This is a genomic window from Spiroplasma endosymbiont of Lonchoptera lutea (genome assembly GCF_964019715.1).
Classification (GTDB): Bacteria; Bacillota_I; Bacilli_A; order Mycoplasmatales; family Nriv7; genus Nriv7.
Genome location: NZ_OZ026463.1, coordinates 1,310,024 through 1,332,076 on the forward strand (window position 1 = coordinate 1,310,024; position 22,053 = coordinate 1,332,076).

The 22,053-nt window shown below is 26.2% G+C and carries 22 protein-coding genes and 1 pseudogene; 9 read left to right on the top strand and 14 right to left on the bottom strand.

Annotation, left to right across the window (positions count from 1 at the left end; genetic code table 4):
* Positions 1-70: 70 nt before the first annotated feature.
* The 3 genes from AACK97_RS07460 to AACK97_RS07470 all read left to right on the top strand — a co-directional run bounded on the left by AACK97_RS07460 (position 71) and on the right by AACK97_RS07470 (position 1,789).
* Entirely contained in the window at positions 71-331 is a 261-nt protein-coding gene (locus AACK97_RS07460; protein ID WP_338967781.1) for a helix-turn-helix domain-containing protein, read from the top strand.
* Between the two features lie 80 nt (positions 332-411).
* Positions 412-831 carry a helix-turn-helix domain-containing protein gene (locus AACK97_RS07465; RefSeq protein WP_338967782.1) on the top strand — a complete coding sequence of 140 codons (420 nt, stop codon included), beginning with the start codon at positions 412-414 and terminating at the stop codon, positions 829-831.
* 76 nt (positions 832-907) lie between these two features.
* Positions 908-1,789: an IS30 family transposase gene (locus AACK97_RS07470; RefSeq protein ID WP_338967783.1), complete on the top strand. Its 882-nt coding sequence runs from the start codon at positions 908-910 to the stop codon at positions 1,787-1,789.
* Positions 1,790-2,307: 518 nt separating this feature from the next.
* On the opposite strand, the gene rsmI is transcribed toward AACK97_RS07470, so the two are convergent.
* From rsmI to rsmA, 7 genes are all read right to left on the bottom strand, one after another.
* Positions 2,308-3,153: a 16S rRNA (cytidine(1402)-2'-O)-methyltransferase gene (rsmI, locus tag AACK97_RS07475; protein WP_338967784.1), complete on the bottom strand. Its 846-nt coding sequence runs from the start codon at positions 3,151-3,153 to the stop codon at positions 2,308-2,310.
* A gap of 12 nt (positions 3,154-3,165) precedes the next feature.
* Complete coding sequence (purB, locus tag AACK97_RS07480) at positions 3,166-4,464, bottom strand: adenylosuccinate lyase (protein WP_338967785.1); 1,299 nt, start codon at positions 4,462-4,464, stop codon at positions 3,166-3,168.
* Between the two features lie 27 nt (positions 4,465-4,491).
* The gene (locus AACK97_RS07485) at positions 4,492-5,040 is read right to left on the bottom strand and encodes a DJ-1 family glyoxalase III (protein ID WP_338967786.1); all 549 of its coding nucleotides are present in this window, start codon (positions 5,038-5,040) and stop codon (positions 4,492-4,494) included.
* 20 nt (positions 5,041-5,060) lie between these two features.
* Positions 5,061-6,347: an adenylosuccinate synthase gene (locus AACK97_RS07490; RefSeq protein ID WP_338967787.1), complete on the bottom strand. Its 1,287-nt coding sequence runs from the start codon at positions 6,345-6,347 to the stop codon at positions 5,061-5,063.
* A 51-nt stretch (positions 6,348-6,398) separates the two neighbouring features.
* Positions 6,399-6,956 carry an aminoacyl-tRNA hydrolase gene (gene pth, locus AACK97_RS07495; protein WP_338967788.1) on the bottom strand — a complete coding sequence of 186 codons (558 nt, stop codon included), beginning with the start codon at positions 6,954-6,956 and terminating at the stop codon, positions 6,399-6,401.
* A 67-nt stretch (positions 6,957-7,023) separates the two neighbouring features.
* Positions 7,024-8,019 carry a ribose-phosphate pyrophosphokinase gene (locus AACK97_RS07500; protein WP_338967789.1) on the bottom strand — a complete coding sequence of 332 codons (996 nt, stop codon included), beginning with the start codon at positions 8,017-8,019 and terminating at the stop codon, positions 7,024-7,026.
* Positions 8,009-8,878: a 16S rRNA (adenine(1518)-N(6)/adenine(1519)-N(6))-dimethyltransferase RsmA gene (gene rsmA, locus AACK97_RS07505; RefSeq protein ID WP_338967790.1), complete on the bottom strand. Its 870-nt coding sequence runs from the start codon at positions 8,876-8,878 to the stop codon at positions 8,009-8,011. Before rsmA ends, AACK97_RS07500 begins: the two co-directional genes overlap by 11 nt.
* A gap of 483 nt (positions 8,879-9,361) precedes the next feature.
* Between rsmA and AACK97_RS07510 the strand changes: the two genes are divergently transcribed.
* The 6 genes from AACK97_RS07510 (at position 9,362) to AACK97_RS07535 (ending at position 15,775) form a co-directional block, all read left to right on the top strand.
* Entirely contained in the window at positions 9,362-9,742 is a 381-nt protein-coding gene (locus AACK97_RS07510; RefSeq protein WP_338967791.1) for a hypothetical protein, read from the top strand.
* Positions 9,743-9,958: 216 nt separating this feature from the next.
* Positions 9,959-11,032 carry a rod shape-determining protein gene (locus AACK97_RS07515; RefSeq protein WP_338967792.1) on the top strand — a complete coding sequence of 358 codons (1,074 nt, stop codon included), beginning with the start codon at positions 9,959-9,961 and terminating at the stop codon, positions 11,030-11,032.
* A 160-nt stretch (positions 11,033-11,192) separates the two neighbouring features.
* Complete coding sequence (locus AACK97_RS07520; protein WP_338967793.1) at positions 11,193-12,224, top strand: rod shape-determining protein; 1,032 nt, start codon at positions 11,193-11,195, stop codon at positions 12,222-12,224.
* 80 nt (positions 12,225-12,304) lie between these two features.
* Entirely contained in the window at positions 12,305-13,321 is a 1,017-nt protein-coding gene (locus tag AACK97_RS07525; protein ID WP_338967795.1) for a rod shape-determining protein, read from the top strand.
* Between the two features lie 365 nt (positions 13,322-13,686).
* Positions 13,687-14,715: a rod shape-determining protein gene (locus AACK97_RS07530; protein ID WP_338967797.1), complete on the top strand. Its 1,029-nt coding sequence runs from the start codon at positions 13,687-13,689 to the stop codon at positions 14,713-14,715.
* A gap of 115 nt (positions 14,716-14,830) precedes the next feature.
* Positions 14,831-15,775 (top strand): IS30 family transposase, encoded by a 945-nt coding sequence (locus AACK97_RS07535; protein ID WP_338967798.1) that lies wholly within the window; start codon positions 14,831-14,833, stop codon positions 15,773-15,775.
* A gap of 125 nt (positions 15,776-15,900) precedes the next feature.
* On the opposite strand, the pseudogene AACK97_RS07540 reads toward AACK97_RS07535, so the two are convergent.
* The 7 genes and pseudogenes from AACK97_RS07540 to rpmH form a co-directional block, all read right to left on the bottom strand.
* A pseudogene (locus AACK97_RS07540) lies at positions 15,901-16,852 on the bottom strand (IS30 family transposase).
* A 35-nt stretch (positions 16,853-16,887) separates the two neighbouring features.
* Complete coding sequence (locus tag AACK97_RS07545; protein ID WP_338967800.1) at positions 16,888-17,703, bottom strand: TatD family hydrolase; 816 nt, start codon at positions 17,701-17,703, stop codon at positions 16,888-16,890.
* A gap of 12 nt (positions 17,704-17,715) precedes the next feature.
* The gene (gene mnmE, locus AACK97_RS07550) at positions 17,716-19,080 is read right to left on the bottom strand and encodes a tRNA uridine-5-carboxymethylaminomethyl(34) synthesis GTPase MnmE (protein ID WP_338969021.1); all 1,365 of its coding nucleotides are present in this window, start codon (positions 19,078-19,080) and stop codon (positions 17,716-17,718) included.
* Positions 19,081-19,129: 49 nt separating this feature from the next.
* The gene (locus tag AACK97_RS07555; protein WP_338967802.1) at positions 19,130-19,735 is read right to left on the bottom strand and encodes a protein jag; all 606 of its coding nucleotides are present in this window, start codon (positions 19,733-19,735) and stop codon (positions 19,130-19,132) included.
* A gap of 17 nt (positions 19,736-19,752) precedes the next feature.
* The gene (gene yidC / locus AACK97_RS07560) at positions 19,753-20,811 is read right to left on the bottom strand and encodes a membrane protein insertase YidC (protein ID WP_338967804.1); all 1,059 of its coding nucleotides are present in this window, start codon (positions 20,809-20,811) and stop codon (positions 19,753-19,755) included.
* A gap of 12 nt (positions 20,812-20,823) precedes the next feature.
* Positions 20,824-21,153 (bottom strand): ribonuclease P protein component, encoded by a 330-nt coding sequence (gene rnpA, locus AACK97_RS07565; RefSeq protein ID WP_338967806.1) that lies wholly within the window; start codon positions 21,151-21,153, stop codon positions 20,824-20,826.
* A gap of 17 nt (positions 21,154-21,170) precedes the next feature.
* A complete protein-coding gene (rpmH, locus tag AACK97_RS07570) occupies positions 21,171-21,305 on the bottom strand; it encodes a 50S ribosomal protein L34 (RefSeq protein WP_215826699.1) in 135 nt (44 codons plus the stop codon).
* Positions 21,306-22,053 lie beyond the last annotated feature (748 nt).

Sequence of the window (22,053 nt, forward strand, 5' to 3'; positions counted from 1 at the left end):
AAAAGATTTCATATAAAAATTTCATGATGCTAAGTTTATTTTAGAAAAAGTAAATTTAAGGAATTTTTATATGGGATACAAACATCTTGACATAGATGAAAGAATTTATATTGAGAATCAATTGAAATTTAAAGTAAAAATTAGTGAAATAGCTAAAAATCTTAATCGAAGTATTAGTACTATTAATCGAGAAGTTAATAGAAATAAAGATAATAATCATTATTTTTCATTAATTGCACAAAATAAAGCAGAAAATAGAAAACAATTACATGTTTATTTTCATAAATTTAAAAATAGAGAATTGCTGAATTATACTTGTAAGTGCAAGTAAATAAAATTGCAAAAGATTTCATATAAAAATTTCATGATGCTAAGTTTATTTTAGAAAAAGTAAATTTAAGGAGTTTTTATATGGGATACAAACATCTTGGCATAGATGAAAGAATTTATATTGAGAATCAATTGAAATTTAAAGTAAAAATTAGTAAAATAGCTAAAAATCTTAATCGAAGTATTAGTACTATTAATCGAGAAGTTAATAGAAATAAAGATAATAATCATTATTTTTCATTAATTGCACAAAATAAAGCAGAAAATAGAAAACAATTACATGTTTATTTTCATAAATTTAAAAATAGAGAATTAGTAAAATATGTACAACAAAAATTATTATTAGGTTGATCGCCTAAACAAATTTATGGCAGAATTAAAAATTTTCATCAAGAATGAATTATTAGTTTTAAAACAATTTACAATTGAATTTATTCTGGATTACTTGAAAAGGTTACTAGTAAAAATTGCTGAATTATACTTGTAAGTGCAAGTAAATAAAATTGCAAAAGATTTCATATAAAAATTTCATGATGCTAAGTTTATTTTAGAAAAAGTAAATTTAAGGAGTTTTTATATGGGATACAAACATCTTGGCATAGATGAAAGAATTTATATTGAGAATCAATTGAAATTTAAAGTAAAAATTAGTAAAATAGCTAAAAATCTTAATCGAAGTATTAGTACTATTAATCGAGAAGTTAATAGAAATAAAGATAATAATCATTATTTTTCATTAATTGCACAAAATAAAGCAGAAAATAGAAAACAATTACATGTTTATTTTCATAAATTTAAAAATAGAGAATTAGTAAAATATGTACAACAAAAATTATTATTAGGTTGATCGCCTAAACAAATTTATGGCAGAATTAAAAATTTTCATCAAGAATGAATTATTAGTTTTAAAACAATTTACAATTGAATTTATTCTGGATTACTTGAAAAGGTTACTAGTAAAAATTTAAGAAGAAAAGGTAAGAAACGAAAATCTCAAGAAAATCGGGGTAAATTTAATGGTAAATCCATTAAAGAACGAAATGTTAATAATCGCATAACTCTTGGCCATTGAGAAGGTGATACTGTAGTATCATCACGAGGTAAAAGTAAATCATGTTTAATAACTTTAGTTGAAAGAACATCAAGATTTACTTTAGCAATATTAGTTGAAAATAGAACTACTAAAGTTATTAACAAAAATATTAGTCATTATTTATCAATTCTTCCAAATAATCTTGTTAAGACTATAACATTTGATAGGGGTAAAGAATTTGCTAATTGACAACAACTTGAAAAAAATTTAAATGTGAAAATTTATTTTGCTGATGCATATTCACCTTGACAAAGAGGTACTAATGAAAATACTAATGGTTTAATTAGAGAAAAATTTCCTAAAAAATTTAATTTTTCAAACACTACTAAAAATAAAATGCAGTTCATAAATTTATATTGTCTTTAAACCAAAGACCAAGAAAAATACTAAATTATCTTTCGCCAATCGAATATTTGGTTAGAAAAATAATTTAGTTGCACTTAACTTTACAATTTGGCATTAAAAAGTTTTCTACATTAGGGTTTTTCTTTATAAACATATTTTTAATCCTTTCTAAACTAAGTTTTTATATACTTAGTTATAAAAATTTAGTTTTAATTTTTAAAATTCTGATTTATTCAGATTTTTAAAGTTCATATTCTGTTACATAAACTAAGTTAACTAAGTTTGGTTGCAACACAAATTATTAATTACTGCACGATTAAAAATATTTATAAGCACTAATTTATTAGCACCTATAACTTATATCGTTACAGCAATAAATAATGGCCACTTATCCATTGATGTTTATTTATATTCCATTTCACTTAATTCTGATTAATTTATCTACCGCCTTAAAATGCAAAAAGACAACCATTTCTGGTTGTCTCATTAAAAGATATATATTTTAGACCTATAAAAACTTTATACGCCCCCTCCTAGGGTTAATCTTGATGATAGACTTGATATACAAGACTTTTAGGAAGATTTCGCATATTTGCTACTTCCTTAATTGCTTCTTTAATAGTAATATTTTGCTTTTTAGCTACTAAGATAATGTGGTCTTTAATAGTTAAAGAACGATAATCAACCACCACTTCATATCCTTTAACAATTAACACAAATTCACCCTTTAATGAAGTTAAATCAAGGTTAATAATATCATTTAATGGCATTCGATAAATAGTTTCATACATCTTCGTTAACTCTCTTGCTAAACAAACATCACGATTACCTAAAATTTCTTTCATCACCCTTAATGTTTTTTCTAAATGATGCACACCAACATAAAAAATTAACGATTCAGAACGATATTTTAATTGTTCAACTTGTTGTTTAAGTTTTCCTACTTTGTGGTCTAAAAAACCTCAAAAAGAAAACGGATATGGTGGTAATCCCGAACAAACTAAAGCATTTAATAACGCACTAGAACCACTAATACTAACAACATTATATTCCTTAGCAATTACTGCTTGGACTAATTGATATCCGGGATCCGATATTAATGGATAGCCAGCATCACTTAGCAAAGCAACTGATTGATTATTATTTAAAAATTGTAATACTAAATCAATTCGTTCTTTTTCATTATGTTGATGTAACGAAATAAGTTTTTTCTTAATATTAAAATGTTGTAATATTTTCTTACTTACTCTTGTATCTTCACAAAAAATTACAACAACCAGTTGTAAAGTTTCTGCAATCCGACTATTTAACTCTTTTAAATTGCCAATTGGTGTTGCTACTAAATATAGCGATGACTGCTCATTACGAAAACTTTTCTGAATCATTATTATCTTATCCTATTCTCTTTTAGGAAAAACCCGTTCATAAATAATATTAACATTACGAACAAAATAATTAATATCAAAACATTTTTCTAATTGCTCATCATCTAAATATTTAGAAATTTTATATTCTTTAACAACTTCCTTAAAATCTCGTTTTTCTTTTAAACTAGCAAAAGTACACTCTTGTAAAAAATCATAAATTTCTTCACGAGAAAATTGGGTTTTCTTAATAATTTCTAATAATAATCTTTGACTAAAAAAAGTATTAAATGTTTTTTCAATATTTAAAGCAATATTTTTTTCATTAACTTCTAAAAGATTAAGAATCGCATTCATCCGCTTTAAAATAAAATGTAATAATGAAAATGTTCCACTAATAATTATTCTTTCATTAGAACTATGCGAAATATCTCTTTCATTTCATAACAAATTATTTTCATAAGCAACAACACTATTAGCACGAATCAGACGCGCTAACCCACAAATATTTTCACTCCCAATTGGATTTTGTTTATGAGGCATCGCACTAGAACCTTTTTGGTTTAATGAAAATCCTTCGCGAATTTCATCAACTTCACTTCGCTGACTATGACGAATTTCAAGAGCAATTTTTTCTAATGTGGAAGCAATATTTGCAAAAACACTAAAAAGAAAGGCATGCCGATCTCTTTGGGTTACTTGTGTTGAAATATTATCAACACCTAATTCTAACTCTTGTCTGACAAAATCCTCCACAACTGGTTCAACATTCGCATAATTACCAACCGCACCAGAAATTTTAATAACTTCAATTTGCTTACGAGCTAACAAAAATCTTTCCACTTGCCGATTAATTTCTTCATACCATAAAACAAATTTTAAACCAAAAGAAGTCGGTTCGGCAAATATGCCATGTGTTCTGCCAATACAAATTAAATTCCGATATTTTAAAGCTTTTAGTTTTAAATTATCTAATAATTTTTGCAGTTCTTTAGCAATAACATCGTTTGCTTGCTTAATTAAATAATTTTGGGCGGTATCAACAACATCAGTTGAAGTTAATCCTAAATGAATTCAGCGTTTTTCATTTTCTAAACTATGTGATAACATTCTTGTAAAAGCAACCATATCATGTTGTGTTTGCTTTTCTAAACTATTCATTAATTTTAAATCAACTTTAACTTTTTTCAATTTTTTTAAATCAGATTTATCAATTAATCCTAAATTGCCTCATGCCTCACACACTAATAATTCTACTTTTAATCAAGTATCATATTTCTTTTCTTCACTTCAAATCACTTTCATTTCTTTTGTTTGATAACGCTTAATCATCTTTGTTCCTCCTTTATGGAAATAGATTTATAAAATTACTAACTGCTTTGTAATCATTTCTTTAATATTATCATTAGTTAATATTGCGACTAGTTGTAAAGCAAACTTAATCGCAACACCAGGTGATGATGCCGTAATAATATGACCATCAATAACAACCGCTTCATTGCTAATAATTTTAGCAGTTTCTAAACCATTGAAACACTCAGGATAAACACTAATATTCTTATTATTAGCAATGCCTAACAATCCTAAAATTTGCGGGGCAGCACAAATCGCAGCAATAAATTTATTTTGTTCATTAAATGTTTTTAATAAGTTCATTAAATGTTCATTTTTTTGTAAATTATTAACACCCGTCGCTCCACCAGGTAAAATTAGCATCGCATAATCATTAGGCATTTGACTAAAATAATAATCACTTTTAATAGTAATATTATTAGCACCCACAATAAAATCTTTATTTTCACTACTAATAATATCAATATTAATTTTTGCTCTTCGTAAAATATCAATAACAGTTATTGCTTCAATTTCTTCATAACCAGTTGCTAAAAAAATTGCTACTGTTGCCATTAATTAAAACCTCTTTTTTCTTAAAATATTTCAGTTAATAAAATTGTTTGTTCACGATCTGGACCAACAGAAAATAATGCCAATGGTAAATCAACTAATTTACTAATTGTTTGTAAATAAATTTTAGCATTTTCAGGTAACTCTGCTCACGATTTTACTTTTGTAATATCCGCTTCTCAACCAGCTAATTCCATATAAACTGGTTGACATTTTTCATACTCTTCAATATCAGCGGGAATATAATTAATTTTTTCACCCTTATAAATATAAGCAACACATAATTTTAATAATTTAATATTGCTTAAAACATCTAAAAGCATAATTGCTAATGATGTAAACCCATTAACACGACTTGCATGTTGTAAAACAACAATATCTAATCAACCAATCCGGCGTGGTCGTAATGATACCGTACCATATTCTTTACCAACTTCTCTAATTGTATGGGCCATTTCAGCATTCATTTCCGTAATTAATACACCACTACCAACACGAGTATTATATGATTTACTAATTGCTAATATATTATTAACCATTCACGGAGCAATTCCTGCCCCAACAGCAATTGATGATGCTGAGGGATTAGAACTAGTAACAAAAGGATATGTTCCGTGGTCAATATCTAGCATTACTCCTTGGGCACCTTCAAATAATACTTTTTGATTTGCTTTAATTAAATTATTTAATAATAATGAAGTATCACAAACATATTGTTTAATTACCGCATATCACTCTTGACATTGTTTTAATAAATCATCTACTATAATATGCAAATTATCTTGATATATTTGTTTTAAAATATCTTCTTTAATCGCAATAACATTTTCTAATTTTGCTTTTAATGTTAATGGATTTTCTAAATCACAAATTCTAATGCCTACTCTTGCGATTTTATCTTCATATGTGGGCCCAATGCCTCTTTTAGTTGTCCCAATAATATGTTTTCGCTTTGCTTCTTGATATTCATCAATTTTTAAATGATATGGCATAATGATATGGGCACGATTTGAAATTTTTAAGTTACGACACGAAAAACCCTTATCTTGTAAGCTTTTAATTTCTATAATTAACTTTTCTAAATTAATAACACAACCATTAGCAATAATATTAATTGCTTGCTCATTAAATATCCCTGACGGAACTAAATTTAACTTATATTTTTCATTATTAAAAACTATTGTATGACCAGCATTATCACCACCAGCTCAGCGAACAATAACGGCACTATTTTGCGCAAAATAATCACTTATTTTGCCTTTTCCTTCATCACCTCATTGACTACCAATAATTGCTAATGTATTTCTCATTTCATTACTTCCTTTAATTATTTTATTATTACTTGTATTTTACTACAAAACTTAATTATAAATATTCATAACTCTTTCAAAATTAAAATCAACAACAAAATCATCAATAATATTTAAAACTTTATTAACGGTGTCATCAATGATTGGTTGTTCTTTATTAGTAAATTTACCTAAAACCCAAGAACTAGTATCATAAGCATTATCTTTACCAATACCAATTTTAATCCGTTTAATTTTATTACTATTTAAACTATTAATAACGCTATTAATACCGTTATGACCACCGCTACTACCGCTATGCCGTAATTTTATAACTCCAAGTTGTAAATCAACATCATCATAAATAACAATGATATCGGATATTGCAATTTTAAAATAATTAGTTATTGATGAAACACTATATCCTGATAAATTCATATATGTTAATGGTTTTAACAAAATAATACTTTCATTATTTTTAATCGTTTTACCATATTGACCATCCATTTTTTTACTATCTAACTTAATATTTCATTTTTTAACTAAAGCATCAATAATTTGAAAACCAATATTATGTCGCGTATGGACATATTTTTTATCAGGGTTTCCTAGACCTACAATTAATTTCATTTTTTTAACCTTTCGCAAAAAATTCATTAAATAAACAAAACTCGCTAGAATGCGAGTTAATTAACTATTACTCCTGTAAATTTGATAATTTTTTTGAACGAGTAGCATATATTTCTGACAATGATTCACAATTAATAGAAGCATTAATCATCTTCGCTAAAAAACCAGCAATAGAAATTATTTTTAAACCAGTAAATTTTTTTGCTTCTAACAATTCAATTGAATTAGTAACAACAACTTCATTCACAATACCACTAGCGACCGCATTTTTTAACCGTTCCACAGCTTTACCACTAAATATTGGATGCGTGGCAGCAATATAAACAGTTTTGGCACCAGCATCTTTTAATGCTTTCGCTGCATTAACAATGGTACCACCCGTATCAATCATATCATCAATAATAATACAGTTTTTATCTTTAATATCACCAAGCACAAATTCAACTTCACTAACATTAGGTTCAGGGCGTTTTTTAACAACAACTGCTAATTCGCCAGGTAAATAAGTTGTTAAATGTCGCGCTCGGGTAACACCACCATGATCTGGCGATACTACAACAACATTATTAAGTTTTTTTTCTAAAAAATATTCCGCAAAATCATGACTTGATCATAAATCATCAACAGGAATATCAAAAAAACCTTGAATTTGTGATGAATGAATGTCTACTAACATAATCCGATCAGCACCAGCACCAGTTAACATATTAGCTACTAATTTGGCAGTAATTGGTTGTCGCCCTTTTGCTTTCCGATCTTGTCGTGCATAACCAAAATATGGAATTACAACATTAATTTTATTAGCTGATGCTCGTTTTAAAGCATCAATAAAAATTAATAATTGCATTAAATTTTCATTAACTGGAAATGATGTTGATTGAATTACATAAACATCTTTACCACGAACTGACATTAAAGATTCAACAGAAATTTCACCATCTGCAAAATTATTTACTTTTGCTTCCTGTAAAGGAACTTTAAGAATATTACAAATTTCTTGTGCTAATTTTTTACTGGCATTCAATCCAAAAAAAGCAACATGCTCATAACTATTATTTGTCATTAAATGACCTCCTCGTTAATATTATATTACCATTATCTTTAACAAAATGGTATAAATTGATAAACTGTTCAATTGTTAACTGTTCGCTTCTAATGGTTAAAGGTAAATTTAATTTTAAAATTAATGATTCAGAAATTTGTTTATTATTAGTAATCAGATTTAAATTATTAAGTAAAGTTTTTCTTTTCATAGCAAATAATTTGCGAACAAAATCATTAAATTCTCTTTCATTATCAACTTGATAATTTTTTTGTAAAGCAAAATGAACAATTCAACTATCAACATTAGGTTCAGGAAAAAAATTATGACGACTTACTTTTAAAGGAATACTCACTTTACTATAATACTGACAAATTACACTTAAATTACTATATGCTTTATTATTTGGTAAACTAGTAATTCTTTGAGCTACTTCCTTTTGCATCATTAATGTAAAACTCGTAAAATATTGAACATTATCTAATAATTTAAATAAAATTGGTGAAGTTAAATAATATGGTAAATTAGCAACAATATGAACTCGTTTAATATTAACAAAATGTTCTTTAATTAATAATGGTAAATTAACATTTAAAAAATCATCATTAATAAGTTTAAAATTTGCTTCATTTTTAAATTGTTCATTTAAAATTGGAATTAATTTTTTATCAATTTCAATGCTAACTACTTTTTGTGCCTTTTTTAAAAGACTAACTGTCATTATTCCTAATCCGGTTCCAATTTCTAAAATGCCATCAGTATTCTCACATCTAAAACTATTCGTAATTTGATTAACTATTTGTTCATTATTTAAAAAATTCTGTCCTCATTTTTTCATCGGATGTAAATTATATTTTAAAAGTACTGCTTGTGGTTTCATTTTTAAATCCTATAATAGTTTTTCATATCATATAATTATAACATAGTAAATAAAATATTATTAAATTTTTATTAAAAATTTACCATCCCCAATACTTTGCACAATTAAAAAAATATTAAAATCACCATTAAATCTGCCTTGACCATTTTTATAAAAAGATTTGTACCTTCTCATAACTCTATGGTATGGTATTAATTAATATCAATTTTTAAAACAAGTTGATGAAGAAAATAATATTAGTGTTAAAAATGCAATTTATAATTAATTAAAACCGAATAAAGCATAATAAAAGTTTAAAGTCTTACAACAAATCAGCATTACTCTTATTACAATATCAAGTAAAAAATAAAATAAAGGATAATAAAATATGAAAAAAATTTTGATAATTTTAGGAGAAACTATTTTAACAGTCGCTGGAACAGTAAATTTAATTTCTTGTGAGAATAAAAAAAAAATAATAGCTTCACTATAAATAAACCAAATTTGCAACCTAATAAAAATAATAACGATGCTCAAATCATCAAAGAAAATGAAATATTAAGATACTTTAAAAATAAAGATGTTCGCTATATTACTTCAATTATAATTACCGAAATTAAGGCAACAAATCCTCAACAAGTTAAAGAATATGAATTAAATTTAGCAATCAAACCAGAAATATTAAAAATATTAAAAGAACGAGAAAGTTCAGTAACTGAAAATAATTTTGTTATTGGTTTTGATGAATATTTTAGTTGAGGAAAACCTAGATATATTGACTTATCAACTACTAACAAAATTGTTAAAATAACGATTTTAGGTTATCAACCACTAAAAGGTAAAACAACAATATTACTTAATTTACCAATTGCAACAACTAGTTAAAAATCAAATGTCCTAACTATTTGTGATTTTTACAAAATTTTTATTAATTTTATGTTGACTTAGTTTCTTAAAATATCTCATAATTAAAATAAAGATGATGATAATTTCACAAAATAGTCATTTAACTTTTAAAAAGAAATTATATTGATTGAAAAATAAATTTTATATACTATAATTATTGTGATTATCTAAATTTAAAAAGGAGGATTTAAGTTGATGTTTAATCAAAAAAAAGCTAACTTCCTATCACTAGATCTGGGAACGGCTAATTCATTAGCATACGTATCTGGACAAGGTGTTATTTATAACGAACCTTCAGTAATGGCATATGATGTTCGTACTAATAAATTAATTGCTGTTGGAAGTGCCGCATACGAAATGGTGGGAAAAACTCATAGCAATATTCGTATGGTAACACCATTAGTTGATGGTGTTATTTCTGATTTAGGAGCAACAACAGATTTACTGCGCTACATCTTTGATCGCATTCGTTTAACTAATGTTTGAAAAAATTCTATTGTCCTATTGGCTTGTCCATCTGGTGTTACTGAATTAGAACGAACAGCTTTAAGAAAAGTTGCATCAGAAATGGGCGCAAGTCATGTTCTTGTTGAAGAAGAAGTAAAAATGGCGGCCATTGGGGCTGGAATAAACATTCATTTACCTGTTGGTAATTTAGTATTAGATATTGGTGGGGGAACTACTGATATTGCCGTTATTGCTTCTGGTGACATTATTGTTTCTGGTTCGATTAAAGTTGCTGGCAGATACATTGATGAAGAAATTCAAAAATATTTAAGATCAGAACAAAATGTTGTTATTGGTGAAAAAACTGCTGAAGAAATCAAATGTGAAATTGGCTCTTTAATTAAATTTCCTAATGAAAAGAAAACTGAAAAATATGGTCGTGATATTGTTTCTGGTTTACCGAAAAGAATTCTTGTTAATCCTGAAGAAATTCGCAATGTAATGCTACATGTTTTTTCTAAAGTTATTGATTTAACAATTAATGTTTTAGAAAGTGCCCCTCCTGGGTTAGCTGGTGATATTATTAAAAATGGTATTACCATTTGTGGCGGTGGTGCATTAATTAAAGGAATTGATAAATACTTTGAAAGTATTTTTGAATTTCCTGTAAGGATTTCTAATGATCCATTAATGTCGGTAATCAATGGTACAAAAAGTTTTGAAAAAAAACTTAGTGATACTTTAGCAAGAGCAATTATTGAAGAAAACCAAAATGATACTGAATTTCAAGTGTCACAAAAACGAAATCGTCGTTTTGGTTAAAAAATATCAAAATAATTGATATTTCTAATTTATTATTACAAAATTAAAATTATTAATGTTTAAAAACTTTTGAATGTCCTATTTTATAAAATAGGACATTTTGCCGTTAGAATTACTTTAAAATTTGATAAAATAAATTCAGAAGAAAAGGAGTATCGATATGACAAACATTTTAGAAAAATTTAAGCGCTTCCTTAAAGGCACAAAGCGTAATTATATTGCTTTAGACTTAGGAACAGCAAATACATTAGTTTATATCGCAGGACAAGGAATTGTTTATAACGAACCTTCAATGATTGCTTATGATTTATCAAAAAATAACCAATTATTTGCTTTAGGACACGAAGCCTTTGAAATTATTGGTAAAACTAATGACAATATTAAAATTATTGAACCACTAGTTGATGGAGTTATTTCTGATTTAGACGCAGCTTTAGATTTACTACAAGCTATTTTTAAAAAATTGCAATTATCAAATATGTGAAAAAATGCCATTGTTGTTTTAGCTTGCCCATCGGGGATTACACAATTAGAGCGCGATGGTTTAAAAAAAGTTGCTTACAATATGGGAGCAAAAATTGTTATTGTTGAAGAAGAAGTAAAAATGGCGGCCATTGGGGCTGACATTAATATTAATTTGCCAAGTGGTAACTTAGTATTAGATATTGGTGGCGGAACTACTGATATTGCCGTTATTGCATCAAAAGGCGTTATTATTTCTCGAAGTATTAAAGTAGCAGGTAACTTATTAGATGATGAAATTAAAAAATATATTCGTGGTCAATATAATATTTCTATTGGTATTAAAAGTATTATTGAATTAAAACATGCAATTAGTTCTTTAAGTGAAACGAAAGAAAATAAAAAATTCATTGCTTATGGTCGTAATGTTCTTTCGGGAAGACCCGAAGAAATTAATATTACTGCTGACGAAATTAGACCCGTAATTATTACCCAATTTAATCGCATCTCAGAAGTTTTAACTGAAGTTTTGGAATCAACCCCGCCAGAATTAGCTGGGGATATTATTAAAAATGGCATTACAATTTGTGGCGGTGGTGCCCTAATAGCAGGGATTGATGAATATTTTAGTAGTAAGTTTAATATTAAAGTTAAAGTTGCTAATGACCCCTTAAAATGTGTTATTGAGGGTACAAAACGGATTGAAAAAGAAATTTATCAAGGGTTATAAATAGTTTTTACAAAAATATATACTTAATTTTATTTAATGATAAAATTAAAAATAAGTAAAAAATAAAAAAGGAGAATTGTATGATTAAAAACTATGTATCAATTGATCTCGGCACAGAAAACCTTGTCATATATTCATCAAACCGTGGAATTGTTTTTAACGAACCCTCAGTAATGGCATATGACATTAAAAAGAAATCCTTAGTCGCTTTAGGAAATGATGCTTATAGTTTAATTGGTAAGGAACATAAAAACATTCGCTTAGTGCGTCCGATTAGTGATGGGGTTATTAGTGATTTAAAAGCAACTCAAGAACTATTAAAGGCGATTTTTGAAAAAATTAAATTATTTAAAATATGAAAAAATGCCATTGTTTTATTAGCAGCCCCTTCATCAGTTACGGAATTAGAACATAATTCTTTAAAAGAAATGGCAAGTAAATTAGGTGCTAAAAGTGTCTTTATTGAAGAAGAAATAAAAATGGCAGCTGTTGGCGCTGGTATTAATATTAGTAATCCTGAAGGTAATCTTGTTGTTGATATTGGTGGGGGGACTACCGATTGTGCTGTTCTTTCATCAGGAGATATTGCTGTTTCTAGTTCAATTAAAGTTGCTGGGAGACATATGACAACTGAAATTCAAAAATATTTACGAGCTCGCCATAATATTATTATTGGTGAAAAAACTGGTGAAACCTTAAAAAGAACCTTAGGAACATTACATAAAGATGCTAGTGAAGTCTATTTAGAAGTTTATGGCCGAGGTATGGTTGACGGAATGCCAAAACAAATTCGCGTAAATAATAGTGAAATCAAAGAAATCTTACTACCATTTTTTAACAATATTGCTGACTTAATTGCCGAAGTATTAGAAAAAACTGATCCAGAATTAGTTGGTGACATTTTCCGCAATGGAATTTACTTTTGTGGTGGTGGTGCTTTAATCCCAGGAATTGAAAAACATTTTAAAGCTTTATTTACTATTCCTGTTAATATTGCTAATAATCCATTACTATGTGTTATTGAAGGTACTAAATCTTGAGAAAATTCAATTCGTGAAGAAATTGAATTTCAAGCGCGAAACCGTCGTTTTGGTTAAAAAATATCAAAATAATTGACATTTTTAATTTATTATTACAAAATTAAAATAATAATAAATATTTATTAATAGCAGTTTAAACTTGATATTTTAAATTAGTTAATTTTTTAAAAAGGCAATGAGTTACAAATCATTGCCTTCATTTATTTATCAGTTTAATTATGAAAAATTATTATTTACGGTAATTTACCTTTAAAACTAAAATACTACTATCAGTGTAATATGCTAATATCATTGCTAGTAATATCGCAAATCTAATAGCATATTACTAAATACTTTGTTAAAATGTATTATAGGTTAAAATGCTATTTAAATAGCATTTTAGTTTTAATAGAAAATGGATCGTAAGAAAGGAAATAAATCGTATGAACATACTTAGTTTCAAAGGAAAAAGGCAAAAACCTAAATATATTTCAATTGATTTAGGCACAGCAAATACATTAATTTATATTTCAGGAGAAGGCATTGTTTATAATGAACCTTCAATTATTGCATACAATATTAATCGTAATGAAATTATTGCAGTAGGCGAAGCTGCTAGAAAAATGGTAGGAAAAGGTAATAAAAATATTCGTGTTATCAAACCAATGACCAATGGGGTTATTAGTGATGTTAAAGCTACAGAAGCCCAATTACAATATATTTTTATGAATTTAAAAATTTTAAACCGTATTAATGACGCAGCATTATTACTGGCTTGTCCTTCAGCCGTTACTGATTTAGAAAAGAAAGCTTTAAAACAAATTGGTCACAATCTAGGTGCTAAAAAAGTGTTTATTGAAGAAGAAGTAAAAATGGCGGCCATTGGTGGTGGCGTAAATATTAATAGTCCTCACGGGCAACTAATTATTGATATGGGAGGCGGAACTACTGATATTGCCGTTATTGCATCTGGTGACATTGTATTATCTAAATCTATTAAAATTGCAGGAAACTATTTTAATAATGAAATTCAAAAATATGTTCGTACTCAATATGGAATTGAAATTGGTAGCACGACAGCAGAAAATATTAAAATTAAAATTGGTTCTTTAACACAATATGATGATGAAAATAATTTTAAAATTTATGGTCGGCACTATGTTAATGGTAGACCCCAAGCAGCAATCTTAAAACCAGAAGAAATTCGGCAAGTTTTACAACAAGCTATGCTACCAGTTATTGAAGTAATTACTCAAACATTAGAAATAACTCCAGCGGAACTATCTGGTGATATTTATAAAAATGGCATTACGATTTGTGGTGGTGGGGCATTATTAAAAGGAATGGATAAATACATTACAGAAAAGTTAGAATTACCAACTAAAATTGGTGAATATCCTTTATTAGCAGTTATTAATGGTACTAAAAAGTTTGAAACTGATATTTTTGAACAAATTCAAAATTCTTACTAAGATTTTTGCTGAATTATACTTGTAAGTGCAAGTAAATAAAATTGCAAAAGATTTCATATAAAAATTTCATGATGCTAAGTTTATTTTAGAAAAAGTAAATTTAAGGAGTTTTTATATGGGATACAAACATCTTGGCATAGATGAAAGAATTTATATTGAGAATCAATTGAAATTTAAAGTAAAAATTAGTGAAATAGCTAAAAATCTTAATCGAAGTATTAGTACTATTAATCGAGAAGTTAATAGAAATAAAGATAATAATCATTATTTTTCATTAATTGCACAAAATAAAGCAGAAAATAGAAAACAATTACATGTTTATTTTCATAAATTTAAAAATAGAGAATTAGTAAAATATGTACAACAAAAATTATTATTAGGTTGATCGCCTGAACAAATTTATGGCAGAATTAAAAATTTTCATCAAGAATGAATTATTAGTTTTAAAACAATTTACAATTGAATTTATTCTGGATTACTTGAAAAGGTTACTAGTAAAAATTTAAGAAGAAAAGGTAAGAAACGAAAATCTCAAGAAAATCGGGGTAAATTTAATGGTAAATCCATTAAAGAACGAAATGTTAATAATCGCATAACTCTTGGCCATTGAGAAGGTGATACTGTAGTATCATCACGAGGTAAAAGTAAATCATGTTTAATAACTTTAGTTGAAAGAACATCAAGATTTACTTTAGCAATATTAGTTGAAAATAGAGCTACTAAAGTTATTAACAAAAATATTAGTCATTATTTATCAATTCTTCCAAATAATCTTGTTAAGACTATAACATTTGATAGGGGTAAAGAATTTGCTAATTGACAACAACTTGAAAAAAATTTAAATGTGAAAATTTATTTTGCTGATGCATATTCACCTTGACAAAGAGGTACTAATGAAAATACTAATGGTTTAATTAGAGAAAAATTTCCTAAAAAATTTAATTTTTCAAACACTACTAAAAATGTAGTTCATAAATTTATATTGTCTTTAAACCAAAGACCAAGAAAAATACTAAATTATCTTTCGCCAATCGAATATTTGGTTAGAAAAATAATTTAGTTGCACTTAACTTTACAATTTGGCTTTTATAAAAAAATAAAATTACAAACATAAAAAAATGCTCTTAAATTTTATAAGAGCATTTTTTTATTTACCTGAATTGTAAATATAAATGGGACAGTTTTTTAAAATAATTGTATTAAATCTATTGGTCTTTTATAAGATAATGATTTTCTGGGTGTAGAATTAATTTGAAATGCTATAGAATTTAAGTCTTTTTGTTTATATGAAGGTAAATCAGTAGATTTTGGTAAATATCTTCTTAAAATACCATTATTGTTCTCATTTAAACCTCTTTGACAAGGTTTTCCGACATCTGCAAAATAAATTTTAACATTACAATTTTTTTCAATTAATTTTCATTTACTAAATTCTTTACCACGATCAAAAGTAATAGTTTTAATTGTTCCTGGTATTAATTTTGAAATAAATTTTATTATACTTTGTACTTTGTGTAATACTTTCTGCTTTATGATTTTTAGTTTTCAAAGGAATTGTGGTTTTTGATCATATATCAGCTAAAGTAATAATAGAACTTTTATGATCTTTACCAACGATAGTATCTCCCTCTAAATGGCCAAATTCTTGTATATTTTTAATATTTGGAATGATTAAATTTCTTTCATGAATAGATTTACAATTATTAATTCTGCCCCTAGTTTCTTTTTGTTTATGAGGTTTATTTTTGCCTTTTCTCAATAAATTTTTTTCATCAAAACCCATTCGATTTGTTTTAAACATGTTATATAAAGTTTTTGTTGAAATATTTTTTATTTTATTTTTCTTTAAAAAATCAGCAATTATATCAAGAGCATAATTTTTAGTAATTAACAAATGATTGATAGTATTAATTTCTGTTAAAGTTAAAATTATTAATTTTCTACCTGCATTTTGTTTATTTTTTTGAACTTGATTCAATATTTCTAATGGTAATAAGTTTTGATTTAATAATTTACAAACTCTGTGTACAGTTGATTTACTATAATCAATTGCTTTTGCTATTTTACGAATAGAAAATCCATAACTTTTATATTCTTTTATTGCTATTATTGATTCAATAGTCAGATACTTATACATTGTGCTAATTCCTTTCTTTTCTTAATTATATAGAATTAACACAATTTGTTTTTTATATAAGTGTCCTTTTTAATTTTACATTTCAGGTTAATTCCTAAAATTCGTTTCGCATTATTTGTTGTTGTGATAATAACATCATTTAAGGATATTTTTTTTAAACTTGCTAATTTTTTAGCAGTAAAAATAATATTTTTTGGATAATTTTTTGTTCCCCGATAAGGAACAGGTGTTAAATACGGAGCATCAGTTTCTAAAACAATTTTATTTAAGGGAATATCTTTAGCAACTTGTTGCAAATCTTTAGCATTTTCAAAAGTAAGAATTCCTGAAAAAGAAATATAATATCCTAATTCAATAAACTTATTAGCAGTTTTTGTATTTGCTGAAAAACAATGCATAATGCCAACAACATCATATTGTTTTAAAATTTCATAAGCATCATCAAAAGCATCACGAATGTGAACTAAAATTGGTAATTGATATTTTTTAGCTAATTTAATTTGTTTAATAAATCATTCTTTTTGTAAATCACTACTATCTTGATTGCGATAGTAATCTAATCCAATTTCACCAATAGCACAAACACTTCCTGTTTTAATTAGTTCTTCCAATTCATAAAGATGGTGTTCTTGATGATTACTAACATCGTTAGGATGAATGCCAACAGCTGCAAATACATCGGGTGAAGAAAATGCTTGGTCAACTGCTAATTTACTAGTTTTTAAATCATAACCAACATTACAAATTAAATTAACACCAATTAATTTCGCTTCTTCTAAAATATTATTTATATCTTCATCTTGATATGAATCTGAGACTAAATGACAATGCGTATCAAATAAACCATTCACTAATTAAACTCCTTATTTACCTAGACAAAAGCGACTAAACATTTCATCTAAGAGATTATCTTTAATTATTTTACCATTAATTTCTTGTAAATAATCTCACGCTTCTTGAAAATGAAGGATTACTAAATCTAACGGCATACTATTGTTTAAAGCTTGAATTGCTTCATCAATTGTCATTGTAATTTTATCTAATAACATTTGGTGATGGGTTGATGTCAAAATTAAATTATTATGATAATTAATTTTTTCTTGTAAAAACATCTCTTTAATTTTATCTATTAAGGTATTAAAATCATTGTTTAAAGCACTTATTGGGACTGAACTTAATGGCAAAAGCGAAACAGATAGTTTTTGTTGTAAATCAACTTTATTAATAACAATAATACAATTTTTATCTTTAACTAGTTCTAATAATAACATATCATTATCATCTAAAATATTGCTACCATCAAGCACTAATAAAATTAACTGGGCTTTTTCTAAATACTGTTTTGATTTTTGAATTCCTAATTGTTCAATAATATCATTAGTATTTCTAATTCCTGCGGTATCAATTAAGTTTAAAGAAATATTATCAATATTTATTTTTCCCGTAACAATATCTCTGGTTGTTCCAGCAATTGTTGAAGTAATCGCGCGATTTTCTTTTAATAAAGCATTTAATAAAGTTGATTTTCCTACATTAGGTTTACCAATAATTACAGTATCAATGCCATCATTAATAACCTGAGCAATTTTACTTTGTTTAGTAATGGTTAATAAACCACTATAAAGTTCATTTGTACGAGTTAAAACTAATTTTTGGGTTAAGTTTTCAACCCCATCATATTCAGGATAATCAATATTAACACTAATATTAGCTATTAACTCTAATAATCTTGTTTCAAGTTCTTTTAATAATTTGCTATTATTACCATTTAAGCTATTCATTGCTAATGCTAACGCTTCATCATTAGGCGCATTAATTAAATCATTAACCGCTTGTGCTTGTAATAAATCAATTTTTCCATTTAAAAATGCTCTTTTTGTAAATTCGCCCGCAGTTGCTAACCGAATATTATCATTTTTCATAATTGTTAATAATAAATGAATAATTTTATTAACAATTAACATACTACCATGACAATTAATTTCAATAGTATCTTCACCAGTAAATGAACTACTTTTATAGTAGCAAACTAAAACTACTTCATCAATAATTATCTTTGTATTAGGATTAATAATCCTTCCGAAATATTTTTCTTTTGAAGCATTTAAAATATTTCTACTAAATACTTTATTAATAAGTGAAAATGTTTCTGGACCACTAACTCTAATAATAGCAATGGCTTGTTTAAGAGGAGCACTTGCTAAAGCAATAATCGTATCATTAATCATAAATATCACCAAATTTCTTTTTTAAAAATAAAAATCTAGACATTAACGACTAGATTTCACTGCTTTCAAGATATTTAATAACAATATGTCTTTTATTACCTGAACCCTGAGATTCACTAATAACCTTATCGAATTTTTTTAATTCATTATGAATAATTCTTCGCTGATTATTAGGCATTGGTAATAATGCCATATCATTTTTAGTAAACAATACTTTTTTAGCAGTGTTTTTTGCTAAATTAATTAAATTACTCTCTTGTCTTTGAAAATAGTCATTAACATCAACTTTAACAATATAACGACGATGAAACTTACTTGATAAATAACAGTTAGATAAATTTTGTAAAGAACTTAATACATAACCATTTTTACCAATTAATAACGCATTATTATCACAATTAATATTAACTTTAATCGTTTCATAGTTAATTTGTGAAATTTTAATTTCAATATCATTAAAGTCTAACTCTGTTAAAAGTCCTTGCAAAACACCAACTAAATAGGTTTTAACATCACTCATATTATATATTAAGGCAATCACTTGTTTTTTTAAAAATGTTTTAATTTCTTCTTTAATAATGTAAAAATGGGGTTCATCTTGTTGCTCAATAAAAGTTTTTAAATCTTCGCGTTTCTTAAATATTTTTTGTTCCATTTAATTCAACTCCAAATTTATTTTTTCTTTTTATACTTAGCATTCTTATTTATATAATGAAATAAAACTGTTTGTCCAATTTGCAACGCCCCAGAAAAAATTCAATATATCGCAACTCCTGAACCAATTGTAAAGACCAGTAACATAAACACCCCCGTCATAATTAACTGTGTAATTAATTGTTTCTTTTGTGCTGCTTTCGATTCTTTAGTAAAAACTTTTTTCTTACCACGATTTAAATACATTGGTAATAACATTGAAATAATTTGAATTGGTAAATAAACAAAAACAATTGCTAAATATGCTCAGTCTCCTGCTTTTAACCCTTCTCACGGCGTTATTGTAAAAGAAATTGCCCCAAACTCTTGTTCTTTCAAAATTCTCATTGAACGAACAACCATAAACATCGCATATAAAAATGGCATTGATAAAAATAAACTTGCAAATGATGCTAAAGGTTTAACCCCTTCTTTTTTATATAATCCCATTAATTCTAATTGCATTTTTTGTCTTGCTTGGGGATCAGTTGAACCTTTATATTTTGCTTGAATCTCGCCTTGTTTTAATTGAATTGCTTGCATTTTCTCTTGATTTTTTTGCGATTTTCAAGAAAAGGCTAAAGTAATTAATTTAATTATTAAAGCGGTAACAAACATTGCTCCAATTGCTGCAGCTGCTGTTGGTTCAGCAGCAATTCCACCACTAAAACCTTTTAGTAATACTCATAATAATGCAGCAATTGGATAAACAAATAAACCAAAAAATGGTGATTTAGTAACTGTTCAAGCTTCACTTCAACTAGAAATACCATTAAAAGGTAATTCTTCTTCACCATTTATAAAATGTGTCTTATTGCCATCACCAGGGAAAAGTAATTCAAAATAAGTACCAAATATTGAACCTGCACCCGTAGTTTTTCCACTTGTTGACACATTAGGATCAAACATCTGTCCACAACCTCATAAAAAGGTAACAATAAAAAAGGTATAAATGAAAATTTTACCAAATTTTCAAACTTGTTTTCACCATGGAGTTTGTGGCTTATTAGGCGCAAATAAATATTTTTTATAGTCCATAATTTTTCTCCATTATTTAATAATTTTTTTTAACAAAATATCTAAAAATCTTTGATTTTTACTATATTCCTGTTTTAAATAAGGTGGTCTTACTAAAATAATAATATCCATATTATTATTTTTTAAGCATCAAACCTTTTGTAACATTGAACGAACTTGGCGACGAATCCGATTACGATTAACAGCATTCGCATTTTTTTTACTAACTGATATTCCAAAACGACAATGATCTAATGAATTATTTGCATAATAAATAACAAATGAATTATTATGAATTTTTTGTTTTCCATTAATAATTCTTTGAAAATCATAATTCTTTTTTAAACGAAATTTCTTTTGCAAGGTGTATTTAAATCCTTTTATACTGTTAACTTAGCGCGTTGTTTTCTGCGTCGGTTTTGTAAAACTTTTCTTCCTGCAACTGTTGCCATTCTTGAACGAAAACCATGAACTTTTTTTGTTTTTTCTTTTGATGGTTGATAGGTTCTTTTCATTGTCATTCTCCTCTTTAAAAATAAGTTACTGTTTTTAAACTAAAATAAAAAAACTTTAAAAAAGTAATTATAGTTCCAATTAATTTTACAGACATATCCTTATTAAGTCAAACTAAATAACAACATAGGTCGCGTTTAGTTTTCTTAAGTATTTTTAAAAAAAGAAAAAATAATCATTTACTATAAATTATTTCAATATGCAAATTAAGTATATATTTCTTATGTATGATTTTTTTTGTAAAAAATTATTTTAATGTTGTTTTTATAAGCATTTTAGTGAGTTTTTATAACCTTTTATTAAGATTATGTTTGTTAATATTAAATATTTTGTTTTATTACTTATTTTTTAGATAAAATGATAATTAAATTGTGATTACTTTTTTTTCAAAATTATTTAAACCTTTTCCTACCTAACAAAACTTTACGCGTCCTTGACTTATTATTTTTAGAAATGAAAGAATTATTATTCGTTTACCTAATGATATTTTGGAATTAGAAAGCTATAATATTTTAAAAAGCTAATTAATTGAAATTAATTTTAATAACAATTACTAACATCTAATTAACAAATAATTAACAATTTTTTAGTTATTATTAAATTTTGTGGATAACTATTAAAAATTCAATATTTATAAAGGAAATAAATGGGGATAATAATGTGGATAACTATAGTTATCCACATTTATTTATTTTTTATGGATAACTTTTTCCACTTTAAAGTTATGATATTTATAGGAAGTAATTCAAG